This window comes from Pseudoalteromonas sp. TAP-3C, assembly GCF_059888565.1.
On the sequence record NZ_JCBFEM010000002.1, the window covers coordinates 277940 to 292783 of the forward strand.

Here is a 14844-nt window from a genome sequence, read left to right on the forward strand (position 1 = left end):
TATAAAAAAACTCACTCATAATCATGAAAGCCACCGAAATATTACACAAAGATATTGCCATTGCCTACCCTGAAATTCATAAAACACGTTTAAATACAGTCTTTACGTTTGTTAACTCAGGCTTGCGTGACCAGCGCGTTACTGTCACTTACCTAGGCCGCGGATTAAAATCATTTTCTAATACCGATAAAAAACATGATATTAAACGCGCAGACCGTTTGATTGGTAATGCTAACCTGCATCAAGAACGTCTTTGTTTCTATGAACATATGACCGAATGCTTAGTAGGCCAGCAACAACACCCACTTATTATCGTTGACTGGTCACCTATTAATGGCGGCGAAATATTTCAAGTGCTCAGGGCAAGCATACCAATGGGGGGAAGAGCGTTAACGCTCTATGAAAAAGTGTATCCTGAAAGCGAATTAAATACCGAAGCGGCTCATCAACACTTACTCGATAGCTTGGCACAGTGTTTACCTGCAGATTGTCAGCCTATTATTTTATCTGATGCTATTTTTAGAACGCCATGGTTTAAAGCCATAGAAGATAAAGGCTGGTATTGGCTTGGGCGCGTCAGAGGCAATGTGACCTTATCTAGCGACCTTGAGACATGGCGAAATTGTAAATCATGGTTTGAGCAAGCAACAGGTAAACCACACCTTCTGACACAGATTTACTACGGAAAAACAGTTCGTTTCGCGTGCCAAGGTGTTTTGTTTAGAGGGAAAAACAAGGGACGTAAAAAAATCAAAAAACGGGGTGGGCAATCTCAATGTACAACGGTTAAATACCAACAACAAAAGGCCAAAGAGCCTTGGCTACTTGTGTTTAATTTACCTACACAATTTACAGATAAGCCTCAACGGATTGTGACTTTATATAAACAACGTATGCAAATAGAAGAAAGTTTCAGAGACACTAAGAATGCAAAACTTGGCATTAGTTTAGCCTTTGCAAATTCAAGAAGCGCAGAAAGGTTTGATAATTTATTGCTCATAGCGGCGTTAATGTTGTTTGTCTTATGGTGCATAGGGTACACCGTGTCGGCACAACAAGGGGATGCGGCATTACAAGCGAATACAGAGAAAAAACGACGAGTATTGTCCTATATTTATCTTGGCAAAGAAGTGGTTGATGATCCTAGGTATGAGCCTGATGGGCAGTTCATTATTTATGTGTATAGCCAGTTGTCACTTCTGACTATACAAATTGATAATTTAGGCTAAATTCGTGGGGATCTCTCAGCTCTTAAAGAATACTTCCCCCCTTCGCAATCAATTAAAACTTTTGATTTAAATTGACCCTATCAGACACGCTGCTGATAGTCGGCTTGGTTTTGCCCTCCACACCATTACTGGCTTTCATCGGCCTAGCCTTACTCACTACTACGGGTTCATCTGCCACCTCACACCGACGTTAAACCTTGGGTTTCCCCTTGAGTTTAGGCCACTTATTTACACTAAGTTTAGATGCCAGGCTTCCCCAGTTACTGTGCTGGCTCCCTGTTAACAATCCCACCCTCAAACACAGTATAGGTCTGACTGAGTATCGGGCTTTGCGCTATTTTGCACGCTTACCCACCTACACTGCCGAAACAGGTTCACTTGCGTTGTGTACTGTTAACTTCCTATCGCTTCCTTCAGACCCTGCCGTTGGCCAGCAACGCCCTTACGATTCGGATTATCTTCCCCTCAGTCGGGGTGATTCAGATTTCTTTCAACCTGACGGGTTTGCCAGCTTCGCTGGGCAAACAAAAAAGCGCCGTTATAACGACGCCTTTGCTGGTTTAGTCTAAAAAAATTAAAAACTAAAGCTGATTTTTGCATAGTAACTGCGGCCATCAAAACCGTAGGGTACAGCACGTAACGGGTATTTAAACGCCCCATTTGAAATAGCGTTTAATACTTCATCATCACCTAATTCATCCGGTGTTTCATCAAAGATATTGTCTGCACCCACTGATAAGGCAAACATATCGTTAATTTGATAACTTACATTTAAATCCACTAATACGGCTGACTCTACCGTACTGGTTGCTTTAAATGAGCCATCTGTTGCCAGTTCAATATGGTCATTACCAAAGTACTTCACATCGGTTTCGCCAAAATAATTAAAGCGGATCATTGAGCTATACGCGTCACGCTCATAATCAAACGTTAGCGTGGCACGCTCGCCCGGCTGACCATCCGTTAAAAAGCTGCTTTGAATATCATCAAGTGCCACACTTTCAGGAATACCCGGTGCTGCATTAACACTGTCAATTTTAGTCTCGTTTAAGTTACCCGCAAACGTTGCAGAGAAATTACCGTCATATAAATCGGTACGATATGAGGCAATAATGTCGACGCCTTGCGTGGTTGAGTTAACCGAGTTTGAAAAATAATTCGCTTGCACTGCGCCCGTTGCTTGTAAAGCGGCAACCGCCTCAGGGCTAAAGGCCACATCGTCGGCTGATAATAAACTGCCAAGCGTGATACGGTCTTCAATTTCTACACGGTAAAAATCCACCGTTAACGATAAATCACTGGTGACATCGTAAACAAAGCCCGCACTGTAGTTAGTTGATGTTTCTAGCTTTAAATTATTAACGCCTAATGCGGAAGGAAACGCAGAGCCCGTTGTCGCGGTAAACGACTGACTTAACGACCCATCAGAGCCTAAATTTGTTGTAAACGCTGTATAGCCACTTTGCTGGAGTGATGGCGCTCTAAAGCCCGTTGATAACGCACCGCGTACCGCAAAGTCATCATTGAATTCATAACGCGTAGCTACTTTACCGATTATGTCGTCACCCGCATTAGAGAAATCTTCATAGCGAAGTGCGCCGCTAATATTCCAGGCATCGGTCACCATAGTTTCTGCTTCTACGTAAACCGCATAACTGTCGCGGTCGCTTTTGTTTGATGCTTCTGGGCGAAGGCCGTTATAGGCCTGAAAGCCACATTGTGCAAATTGACTCGGATCGTTCACTGATGGGTATGACGTATCAGTATTGGCAGTTCCACACGCGTATGACGCCTCCTCACCGGGTACAATTTCATAATTTTCTTTACGGTATTCAGCACCAATTGACACGTACACAGGCTCACTACGGCCAATATCAACAATCCCGTTCACATCTACGTTGATTGTAGTTTGATCAAACCGAAAGCCACCCGAATACCCCTCTGTTGGCCCTGCATTAGCTGCAATATCGGCATCGCTCGCGCCCGGATTATTAAATAAATACTCCGCAGCATAAGAGGCGTTTAAAGTATTGCGTGAGGTAAAGTCGTATTGGTTTTCACCATATACCGCCGATACATCGTAATTCCAATCAGGGTTTAAATCGCCTTTAAAACCGATTGCAATAGAGATATCTTGTGCCTCATTGTCTATTTGCGGTAAAAAACCATCGCTATAAACTTGAATCACGTTTTTAGACGCTTCATTAAAGTTACGGTAAAAGCCGTTACCAAGTGCGGTACGCTCAGAGTAACCACCAAATGAGTAAAGCTCGCCCTCGCCCATTGGCAATGCCATGTTGTAAAATACAGAAGTAAATTCACTCTCAGCGTTACCTTGCCCCCAACGTACTTCATCCGATAAAGTCCCTGGTGGTACAGTTAGTGAACCGCCAGTATCTCGCTCTGCTCGGTTAGTTTTGTCTGCATCGCGATACTCAAGCGATAAATTAATAAAACCACCTTCATTACCTAGCTCAAAACCACGATTTAAACCCGCAGAAATTGTTTCCCCATCGCCCTCGCCCGTTTCACTGTATTGCACATAACCTGTGGTTAAATCTGTTGAGTTATTAAGTGATAAGTTGATAACCCCAGCAATCGCATCTGAGCCATATTGCGCCGCGGCACCATCGCGTAACACCTCAACCCCTTTTAAAGCAATAAGCGGTATTGCATTCATATCAGTACCCGCAGAGCCACCGCCCACGGTACTGGTTAAACCAAAAATAGATTGATTATGACGGCGCTTACCGTTTACTAAAACCAGCGTTTGGTCTGGTTGTAAGCCGCGTAATGTAGCAGGGCGAAATAAATCGGAACCGTCAGAAACCTGTGTACGCGAAAAGTTAAACGAAGGCGCTGTTGCTTGAAGGCTTTGACCAAGCTCAGTAAAACCACCTTTGTTTAAATCATCTGCGTCAATTAAGTCAATCGGTGATGACGATTCGGTTGCTGTGCGATTAGAAACTCGCGACCCTAACACAGATATTTGTTCGATATTTTTTTGCGCTTTAGCGGGTGCTTCTTGGGCACTGACCATACTTGGGGCACTAAAGGCAAAAGCAACTGCGACAGCCAATGTGTTTAAACGATATGTAGACATAATGAGGACCCTGTTTTTGTGTGTTCTTATAATTAATGAAGGCATTTACTTGCAAGCCTTTGAAAACATCCTAGCAACATATACAAACAAAAAGAAACAAAAAAATTGATAAAATAAGCATAAGAATGCAAAAAACGTTAAAAATAGAAAAATAACACCCCTAAGCGCTCAAAATACAACCAAACCAGCATTTTAATATCAAAACCCGCCAAGTTAACACAATGTTAATTATAACGTTTAATTTATAATAATTAAAAAAAAGTAACTTGTATGTTTTTTGCTCGCAACTGGTTGTATAACGTACTTCTAAAGACGTTTTATTAGACTAAAGTAGATAATATACAAAAATACCGAGAAGAATATAAAGAGGTGGTTATTGTAGTGCTGGCCATTTTTCAGCTCTATTTTATGCACTGCTCAATCACAATAGCTAAGCCACCTAAATAAATCAGTTGTTTACAGTCAAAGCTTAGACTAAGTTAAGTCGTATAACTAACTATCTTATTGGTAAAAAAATGACGGACATTGATAAATTAGAGCAATTAAATCAACAGCCGCCCAGCATATTATGCTTAGATGATGATGCCAATGTACTTAAATCTTTAACTCGCTTATTACGCCAACATAAATTTGATATTAGTGTTTCAATCACAGGGCAAGATGCGCTTGATAAAATGCATAAAAAACAATTTGATGTGGTAATAAGTGGCATGCGAATGCCACAAATGAATGGCGCTGAATTTTTAAAAAAAGCAAGAAAACTCGCCCCCGATAGCCAACGTATTTTATTAACAGGTTATTCTGATTTCGAATCAACTGTCAGCGCAGTTAATGAAGGAGGTATTCATGCCTATGTGCAAAAACCTTGGCAAAATGATCACTTAATTAGCGTTATAAAATCAGCGGTCGAAAAATTTAGATTAAAAAAACAAAATGAAATTTTACAAGCGCATGTCAGCCTGCAAAACCTACAATTAAAAGAACTCAATAGCAATTTAGAACAATTAGTCAATAAGCGCACAACACAAATAAGGACGGTCCTAAAAAAGCTTGAGGTAGCGAACGAAAATGAAAAGCGAGAGCATCAGTCCACCGTTGAACTGCTCTATAATTTTGTTAATGCTAACCCTTATCTCGATGGTAAACGAGCAGCAAATATAGCGGGTACGTGCACTCAAATAGCGCGTTATCTGAATATATCTCAAAAAAGTATTACCCAAGCCCCTATCGCAGGATATTTAGCTCAAATAGGATTACTGGCCATGGATCCTGAGCTTTACAATAAACCGATTAACAAGCTTAGCGTGGCTCAACGCAAAACGTTCTACACACACCCTAGTATTTCGCAATTAATGTTAATGCCCGCGACTCATTTAAGTGACGTATCTGATGCAATTTATCACCAATTTGAACATCATAATGGTAATGGTGTCCCTAAAGGACTGGCTGGTGACGATATACCTATTGGCGCTATGGTACTCAATGTTGCTCGTGACTATTGGGGAAATTATGAGCAGAGTGAGCCTTTACTTACTACAAAAAAGCGTCACGAATTTGCACTCAATAATATTAAACCCCACAGTGGTAGTTTATATCATCCAAAAATTGTCAAAGCACTAGAAGCAAGCCATGCTGAGCTGATTGCCTCTGATAATTCAATTGGCTCAATAAAAATTATTAGTGCTCAAGAACTTAAAGAAAATATGACATTGGCAAATTCTCTGCACAGCCATTCAGGTATTATACTTTTGCCCAAAGGACATATTTTTAACACCAAATCAATTTTTAAACTACAACAGCTCGAAGCCAAAAAACCGACGCCGTTTAGAATTATGGTTAAAACAGCTAAATGATTGATCTAAACTATTCTTTTTTCCGTTACAATACGCTTATACTAATTAATTACTTTGCTTGAAGGAGCACAATGTGTCGCGATTTTCTGCTGTTACCGACAATCCCCATGACGGGCGTTTTAATCAAAAAACGGGCATATTACTGACCAACTTAGGCAGCCCTGATGCCCCTACTGCAAGCGCCTTGCGCATTTACTTACGTGAATTTTTATCTGATCCGCGCATTGTAGAGATACCGCGCATTATATGGATGATTATTCTGCATGGCATTATTTTACGCATTCGCCCAAAACGCTCAGCTAAATTATATAAAAGCATTTGGACCGAAAATGGCTCACCACTTACTCATATTACCCGCCAGCAAAGCCTAAAATTAAACGCGTTGTTAAAGCAACATGGTTATACCAACACCGAAGTGGTTATGGCTATGCGTTATGGTAACCCTTCAATAGAAGCGGGCCTTGAAGAACTCAGAGATAAAGGCCTAACCCGAATTATTGTACTGCCGCTTTACCCTCAGTACTCAAGTCCAACAACGGGCTCAACGTTTGATGCAGTAGCAAATGTACTAAAAAAATGGCGTTGGGTGCCCGAACTTCATTTTGTAAACGGTTATCACAAAAACCCAGCCTATCTAGAATCACTGGCTAACAGTATTAGCGAAGATATAGAAAAACACGGGATGCCACAAAAAATGGTATTTTCGTATCATGGTATGCCAAAACAATTTTTAGATAACGGTGACCCATACCACTGTCTATGCCAGCAAACTACGCGTTTAGTAGTTGAAAAACTGGGTTTAGACAAAGATAAAGTAATTACTACATTTCAAAGCCGTTTTGGTAAAGCCGAGTGGCTTAAGCCATACACCGACGCCACGTTAGAGAGCTTACCAAGTGAAGGGATTAAGGACGTGGCTATTATTAGCCCTGCATTTAGCGCCGACTGTTTAGAAACGCTTGAAGAATTAGAAGGTGAAAACCGAGAAATTTTTGAAGAAGCCGGCGGTGAAAAATACCGTTATATTGCAGCATTAAACGACCGTGACGACCACATAAATGCCATGTTTGATTTATTAAAGCCAATGCTATAAAAACGCAAAGAGCAGCGGTCAGGTTTTAGCGATCAGCAAGAGATAAGCCAAGTGCGGTCGTTGCTTGTAGGCGAGAGTTTACCTCGCGCCTTAGCATCACTGCTCTGACAGCTGACGGCTTATAACTAAAAACTGCGCTTAGCGCTTACGCGTCACCATCCATGTTATCCCGCCTACAATTATTCCCCAGCATGCTGAGCCTAGCGACCCATAAGGTCAAACTAGAGGCGTTAAAAAAATTTAATTAATTTTACGCATCAAAACTGATGCAATTTTAAAAACAACAACGTACCTAAAAAAACGCCACAGGGTGCGTCATTACTACAAAAAAAACATTATATTAAATCAACAATGCATACCTAAAAAGGGTAAAACAAATACTTACAATGAGTTATAAAAACACCAATACCACTTTATAATTACAATTTAAATTTGATCTAATTCTTTTTTTAAGATAAAACTTAACAATTACTTCACTAATTATCCTAAAAGAGAAACGGATGAAACGCTATATTGTATTAATCATCGCTATTCCTTTATCTGTATTTGCGATTTACGCCTTACTAACTAGCCAATCAAAAACAAGCGAGCCTTCAGCACCCATCGCTATTGATATCGTCCCTATTGATTCTGAGTTTGTTAAAAAAACACGCGCTCCATCGCCAATTGATATGAGCCGCGATCCTATTTCATCAAAACCCATTAACGATGAAGCTGTTGAGCAATCACACTCATATGACGCAATTAATAAACCTTCAATAAAGGCCAAAGACATACTTAAAGCGGCAAAAGTTCTCCCGACCGATTTACAAAATGAAGCCTACATAGAATTTGACTTAGCTGCACTTAAAACCCTTAAAGCGGGTGACAATTTTGATCTTGCCATACCACAAACAGCAGAAACCTACAGCGCCGAAATAACCAAGGTTACCCATGCCAGTAATGGCGATAAAAGTATTATCGGTCAAGTTATTGGTGTTGATGGTGCCATGCATTCCACCATATTAACGGTTGGCAATGATGCGGTTTATGGTCAATTTACAGCCCCAAGTGGTAATTATGTATTTGAAAGTAAAGGCCAATATGGTTGGATAGCCGCTAAACGCGATTTATACAAAACACATATAGAGCATCAAATTGGCGAACCCGCGCCCAAAAACACTGATGACATAGACCCATTTGCACCAAAAATTGAAAATCCCCGCTCTTCTAAATGATCCCTGCAGCGCAGGTACCACTACCCAGCAGTAAAATCGTAATCGTAAAAAAGGAAGGAAATACAACAATGAAAAAAGTAATTTCAACAGCCGCTATGGCGGCCACACTCTGTGCCGCAAGCACAGTATCAGCAGAGACTATCGATATTGGTATTTTATATACCGATCAATCTGCAGCCGCTACCAGTAATATCAATACTAAGATTAATCAGCTTATTGCGTTTAGTAATCAGGTATATAGCCAAAATGGCGTAGATATAACCCTTCGATTAGTAGGCACTCAAAACTTAGGTAACTATGCTGTTACGCCTTCAGAAGAGTGGTTGAATGCCGTTACCAATAGTAGTTATGTAAATGGCCTACGTGACAATTGGAAAGCCGACATGGTTGCCGTACTAGGGACAGGCCAAAGTGCCGGCAGTGGTTTAATTTCATGTGGGCTAGCATGGGTTGGTCAAGGTTCCAATGGTAATTTATACAGCTCTATGAACAGCCGTATGTATTCAATTACGGCTGTTGATTGTGGAGCAACCACCTTTGTACACGAACTAGGGCATAATCAAGGTTTAGCTCACTCACGTAAGCAAGGCGATACATCTGGCGGCGTTTACGTTGATGGTATGGGGCACGGCGTACAAAATGAGTTTGCCAGTATTATGGCCTACCCATTTGTATTTGGTAGTGCGACGCAGTATGACTATTTTTCAAACCCAAATTGGCGTGTCAACGGCATCCCTTTTGGTGTGACCAACCAGTCATATGCTATTCGTACCGTTACCGACACAAAAACCAGTATCGCTAATTTTAAATAACAACACTAATCGCGACCTTTAGGTCGCTTTTTATTAGTTGTAACTGCCACCGCTGAAATTTATACTAATCGCAATTATTAGCGACTTTAAATATTGATTTATGCCACTAACCACTTTGCCTGACACCACAACTGACGAACAACAAAAACAACTTTGCGTGTTACTTGCACTGATAATCAGTAGTGCTTCACACGGCTATAATAATTCAACTAAGCAAATCAGCCAACGTCTTTATAGTCACATTAAAAATGGCTATTCATTTTCTCAAACACAAGTGAGCCAATACACTAAACAACTCGAAACCGAAGATCTTATCTGGAAATTGCCGTATGGAAATAACTTTCGTATCTCAATAAACGCCTTTGCGCTTGGTATTGTTAACGTCTCTAAGCAGCCTAATTTACTACAAGCATTTATTACAGAAGCAGCACAAAGCTGTTATTACTACGATAGTTATTGTGATTTTTTACAGGTGTTATTTAACTACATGCACCGAGAGCAAAATGGTAAACCTCAATTGCTCGGTGATTTATCACAGGCAATTGATTTTCAATTTATTAATTTACTCGCACAGTCGAAATATAGCAGCCAAGTGTGGCACTGTTTGCCCACACAATGGCAACAACTGTGTTTAGAAAACTTTATTCGCGGGCAGTTTTTTAACCTCAGTGAAGATCCAGCTTGGCCTACACTCGTCAGTCAGTCAAGCTTGGCACTTAACACACGCATTTATCTTAATGAAAATCTAGCCGTATTATTGCAAGATAATAACTTTGCGCAATTGCTTGATGACAAACGCGATCGTGTTTTAGCCACCTTTTTTGAGGCAAATACCAATGCCGTAGGGGGTGGGTTTATTGATGTTGCATTGCGACAGTATAAAAGTGCGTTAACTGCCTACAGAAAAAAATTTGGTAAAGGCATTTACCCGAGTGAACTTTCCGGGTTACTTTATACACTCTGCTTGTATATCAGCGGCAGTCCCGCTGATATAAAACAGCTCAACACCTGCAGTAAATGGTACAAAAGAAATCTCGGCCAGTTAAGTCATGCCAGCCAAGCCATTGATTACCTGCTTGAGGATGATTTAGCAAGCTATCAATATCATCGCTTAACCAGTAGCCTACATTATTTGCTTAATAATCCAAATGCATTAGCACCGTTATTTTGTTTATTGTTAGCTATTATTAAAAACGCCACTGATGAGCAAGTGAACAAGCTAAGAGGTGAAACAAAGCTATTAACGCAACTTAAAACCGCCGTTAGCCAGCAACAACACTGGTTAGCAGTGCAATGTATGCACCTTGCTAATTGGCTTAGTGATGATACCGCCTTACCTAACGCAGGGTTGCTACAGCACTTTCCCCGCGTGCCACAATGGCAACGTTGGCTGGATGAAATTAGCCAAATAGACACCCCCACTGCCCAGCAACGAGTTATTTGGCAATTGGATGTGACTCATCTAGATGTACCAATTATTCAAGCTAAACTGCAGCAGCTCAACGCCAAAGGCGAGTGGACTAAAGGCCGTAAAGTAAACGCCCATGAACTTGCTTATAGCCAATACGAAGACGTGTTAACAAGTGCTGATCGTCACTTAATACAGGTGCTCAATAGCCATGCTGGATTTGGCTACAATGAGATACACGCAACCGCAGCGGTATTGCAAGCGCTGATCGGATTTAAAGGGCTTGAAGATCAAAACGCCCAGCCACTGAGCCTCATTAAAGGCGAATTTATTATTGAAATTGCACAAGACAGAAATGATTGCTATCGCCTTGTGATGCAACCGAGTATTAGCGGTGTTAATAATGATTTTATACTGGTATACAATCACGCACACTGTTATCAAGTTTTCACCATTAATGATAAACAACTCAAGCTACAACAATTACTTGAACAGCAACCCAATAACCTCACTGAAGAAAGATTACCGCAACTCAATGCCGCTTTACAAGTACTGGCCAACGAACACCATATTAGTAGCCAACGTACCGAGTTTGCTCATATTAACAACGTACGCCAAGGTTTATGTGAATTTGCCGCTGTGCTCGCCCTTACCCAATTAGGTATCAACATTAATTTTTATGTCATGCCAAATGGCGTCGATGGCCCCTGGGTTGAACCCGGTATGGGTGCTTTAACACTCACACATACTGAGAATGAGCAAACCGACAGTATTGTTATTAAACGTGATTTAAAAGCAGAGCAAAAAGCGTTTAAAAAATTACTAAAAAATATGGCCGGATTATTTGCTGATCGACAATCACCGCAACATAATAAAATTCAACAGCAGTTTTATTTACCTGAAGATATCAGCCAAGCAATAGAGCTCCTTGAAACAGCACAGCAACAGCAGTCCTTAGTACTAAGCTGGGATGAGAGCAGCCAAGGCATGAAGGTCGCCAGTAGCAAACACCTGTCGCTTAACTTAAATGACGATAATGACTGGTTAAGTGTTAGTGGCAACATCTCACTGCCCAGCGGCCAAGTATACGAGTTACAAACGTTACTCAAAGCCCCTCGACGCGGCAGTATTTTAGAGTTTTCAGAAGGCAATTCACTGTTATTGGATCAGCGTTTAACTAACTTGCTAAATCGTTTAGAAGGTATGCAACACCTTGATAAACACAGCCCAACCGATGAGCTAAGAATTGCCAACGCCCGTGCCCTACCGTTACACAAAACGATTGCTGATTTAGAAGATGTCACCTTTGGTGAAAGTTGGCAAACTCGCTTAGCTAAGTTTGAGCAAACAATAGAGCCCACTTTACCGCTGCATTTAGTCAATGTACTGCGTGATTACCAAATGGTCGGCGTTAACTGGTTAATGCAACTGGCTAACTGGGGACTCAATGCCTGTTTAGCCGATGACATGGGACTGGGCAAAACACTGCAAACCTTAACCGTGCTGCAAATGCGCGCTAGTTTAGGCGCCAGCTTAGTCGTTGCACCAAAGTCAGTGTGCCATAACTGGCAAGTCGAATCTGAGCGGTTTGCACCAACTTTGAATGTGAAAATTATTGAAAACGCCACTGCGTGCAGTGATATTCTCGCCACGGCAGGCGCACACGATTTAGTCGTACTCAGCTACGGCTTATTACCATTAATAGGTGATCAACTGGCGCAATTTTCTTTTGCTAATATTGTCTTTGACGAAGCACAAGCCATTAAAAACCCCTTAAGTTTACGCGCAAAAGCCGCGTTTGCACTCAATGGTCAATTTAAAGTCGCGCTGTCTGGCACACCGATTGAAAACCACTTAGGTGAACTGTGGAGTTTATTTAATTTTTTAATGCCAGGTTTTTTACACACACTACCGGTATTTAAGAAACGCTTTGGTAATGCCGATAAAAACCAACAACAAGCCGATACCCTAAAAACCCTAATTGCACCGTTTATCCTGCGTCGTACTAAGCAAACGGTATTGACTGAATTACCTGAAAAAACCGAGATAAACTTAACCTTTGCGCTAAGCGATAAAGAACAAGCACTGTACGAGGCAACGCGTTTAAATGCCCTAGAACAAGCAAATCAAGAAGACAGCCAGTACATCACTATTTTAGCGTCACTCACTAAATTACGCCGCGCCTGTATTGCCCCACAGTTATTACTAGCGAACAGTAAATTGCCATCGAGTAAACTCGACACCGCACAAGCGATTATTGAAGAATTACTAGAAAACAACCACCAAGCGCTAATTTTCAGCCAATTTGTTGATGTACTAAAACTACTTGAAAAACGTTTGCAAAAACGCGGTATCGATTATTGTTATCTCGATGGCAGCATGAGCGCTAACAAACGCAAACAACAAGTTGATAAATTTCAAGCAGGCACTGCCCCTTTGTTTTTAATTAGCCTAAAAGCCGGCGGTACTGGGCTTAACTTAACCGCAGCCGATTATGTGCTGCATCTCGATCCGTGGTGGAACCCTGCGGTTGAGCAACAAGCATCAGATCGTGCTCACCGCTTAGGGCAAACTCGCCCCGTCACTGTGTACAGGTTAATTGCACAAAACACCATTGAAGAAAAAATCCTGCAACTGCATGAACATAAACAAGCACTCGCAGATAAAGTATTAGCAGGCAGTGGTGATGCAGGGCAAATGTCTAAAGATCAATTGCTGGCGCTATTGAGTAACAGTGAAATGTAATGTAACGCGACCTGTTTATTTTTTGAGGTTAGCTTTGAATTTAGCTTTACAGCAGCGTGTTTGTTTTTAGACAATTAAACTGCTGTAAATTCAACCTCGAAAGATAAACAAACCTAACTAATTAATTATTTTCTGTTTTATTGCAGGGAGTAAAGTTTTGCCATCGCTATCAACTTTACTCATAAGCTTGAGTCTCATTACCTTGGCAAGCACAGGGTAAATATCTAAACTATTAACATGCTCAATACTCATCCCTTGCTTAAACGCAGGCCCCGTTGCTATAAATGTAGCTGCCATATCATCGGTGTACGCATAGCCATGCGTGCCTAAATAATGCGCTTTTTCTGTATCGGTAAATACCGCAGGCGCCGTTGTTTGTACTACAATATCGCTCACTCGACTGCCTTTATTAAAGTGATAGCTGGCAAGCTGTGCGTCAGTCAGTACCGCAAAACGGCCTTTTGCTGATTGCTGTAAACGCGCTTTATAGGCAGCAACATCGGCATTTTCAACATCATTTTTAGCGTAAATAAGCAAACGAGAACCTACATTTTTAACTATAAAGTGTTCATCTTTTGGCAAGTCATTCACAATAATACTTTGCTCGGGATCAACCATCGCCATACCGTGATCAGAGACGATCACTAAATTTATATCTTGCTCTAACTTACTTAAACGGGTTTTCAACTGCCCCATCAAACTATCTAATTGCTTAACCGCATCACGCGTTTGCTCTGCATCAGGCCCATATTTATGCCCCATACTATCCACTAACGAAAAATAACCGGCAACAAAACGGGGCCGCTGCGCCTTAGGTAAACTTAGCCATTGTACAATTTGGTCTATACGGTCTTGGTAATCACCTTGTTTAGAATAATGATAATAGTAATCAGGTGTCATACCATTAAAGCGCGCATCCGACTCAGGCCAAAAATACACCGCCGATTTAAGCCCATGCATTTTGACTAAATTCCACAATGGCGTGCCACTTAACCAGGTACTGTCGTTAAGTCCCTTACCCATGCTATAGCACTGATTATTGCGCGCTTTATCACAAAATTTATTGTCAACAATGCCATGGTTGACGGGTAATAAACCGGTAATGATAGAAAGATGATTAGGAAACGTTTTTGTTGGGTACACAGGCTGCATTTTTTGCGCCCTTACACCTTGCTCACCCATGGCCTTTAAATTGGGGGCACCGTGTTTTTCAATATAATCCCAGCGCAAGCCATCAATAGAGATCATAACAACCGTTTGCTCTTTAGCGGCATTTGCACTATTTACCACTAATAACAAACACCAACATAGTGCCTTTGTAATCCACAACTTCATTTTGAATACCTACTTGATGACTATTGATTTTAAAAAATAATTTTAAAGT

At 41.2% G+C, this 14844-nt stretch carries 8 protein-coding genes; 6 read left to right on the forward strand and 2 right to left on the reverse strand.

The genetic code is table 11. From position 1 onward, the window contains the following. Positions 1-23: 23 nt before the first annotated feature. Positions 24-1229: an IS4 family transposase gene (locus AC6H44_RS17155; protein ID WP_500736204.1), complete on the forward strand. Its 1206-nt coding sequence runs from the start codon at positions 24-26 to the stop codon at positions 1227-1229. A 574-nt stretch (positions 1230-1803) separates the two neighbouring features. Here AC6H44_RS17155 and AC6H44_RS17160 read toward each other — a convergent pair. Beyond that, the gene (locus AC6H44_RS17160) at positions 1804-4332 is read right to left on the reverse strand and encodes a TonB-dependent receptor plug domain-containing protein (protein WP_500739075.1); all 2529 of its coding nucleotides are present in this window, start codon (positions 4330-4332) and stop codon (positions 1804-1806) included. 515 nt (positions 4333-4847) lie between these two features. Between AC6H44_RS17160 and nosR the strand changes: the two genes are divergently transcribed. The 5 genes from nosR (at position 4848) to AC6H44_RS17185 (ending at position 13460) form a co-directional block, all read left to right on the forward strand. Then, positions 4848-6185, forward strand: coding sequence for a response regulator c-di-GMP phosphodiesterase, NosR family (gene nosR / locus AC6H44_RS17165; RefSeq protein WP_500739076.1), 1338 nt, complete (start codon positions 4848-4850; stop codon positions 6183-6185). A gap of 73 nt (positions 6186-6258) precedes the next feature. Further along, positions 6259-7278 (forward strand): ferrochelatase, encoded by a 1020-nt coding sequence (gene hemH, locus AC6H44_RS17170; RefSeq protein ID WP_500739077.1) that lies wholly within the window; start codon positions 6259-6261, stop codon positions 7276-7278. 500 nt (positions 7279-7778) lie between these two features. After that, positions 7779-8495 (forward strand): protease inhibitor BamI-like protein, encoded by a 717-nt coding sequence (locus AC6H44_RS17175; protein ID WP_500739079.1) that lies wholly within the window; start codon positions 7779-7781, stop codon positions 8493-8495. A gap of 68 nt (positions 8496-8563) precedes the next feature. Next, positions 8564-9307, forward strand: a complete 744-nt coding sequence (locus AC6H44_RS17180; protein ID WP_500739080.1) for a zinc-dependent metalloprotease family protein — start codon at positions 8564-8566, stop codon at positions 9305-9307. Between the two features lie 100 nt (positions 9308-9407). After that, positions 9408-13460 (forward strand): DEAD/DEAH box helicase, encoded by a 4053-nt coding sequence (locus AC6H44_RS17185; RefSeq protein WP_500739082.1) that lies wholly within the window; start codon positions 9408-9410, stop codon positions 13458-13460. Between the two features lie 117 nt (positions 13461-13577). Here AC6H44_RS17185 and AC6H44_RS17190 read toward each other — a convergent pair whose 3' ends face one another. Next, positions 13578-14795, reverse strand: a complete 1218-nt coding sequence (locus tag AC6H44_RS17190) for an alkaline phosphatase family protein (protein ID WP_500739084.1) — start codon at positions 14793-14795, stop codon at positions 13578-13580. Positions 14796-14844: the final 49 nt, after the last annotated feature.

What these genes read in the sequence shown, in the direction of transcription:
- AC6H44_RS17155 (WP_500736204.1), top strand. Translation starts at nt 24, where the DNA reads ATGAAAGCCACCGAAATATTACACAAAGATATTGCCATTGCCTACCCT.
- AC6H44_RS17160 (WP_500739075.1), bottom strand. Translation starts at nt 4,332, where the DNA reads ATGTCTACATATCGTTTAAACACATTGGCTGTCGCAGTTGCTTTTGCC.
- nosR (WP_500739076.1), top strand. Translation starts at nt 4,848, where the DNA reads ATGACGGACATTGATAAATTAGAGCAATTAAATCAACAGCCGCCCAGC.
- AC6H44_RS17175 (WP_500739079.1), top strand. Translation starts at nt 7,779, where the DNA reads ATGAAACGCTATATTGTATTAATCATCGCTATTCCTTTATCTGTATTT.
- AC6H44_RS17180 (WP_500739080.1), top strand. Translation starts at nt 8,564, where the DNA reads ATGAAAAAAGTAATTTCAACAGCCGCTATGGCGGCCACACTCTGTGCC.
- AC6H44_RS17185 (WP_500739082.1), top strand. Translation starts at nt 9,408, where the DNA reads ATGCCACTAACCACTTTGCCTGACACCACAACTGACGAACAACAAAAA.
- AC6H44_RS17190 (WP_500739084.1), bottom strand. Translation starts at nt 14,795, where the DNA reads ATGAAGTTGTGGATTACAAAGGCACTATGTTGGTGTTTGTTATTAGTG.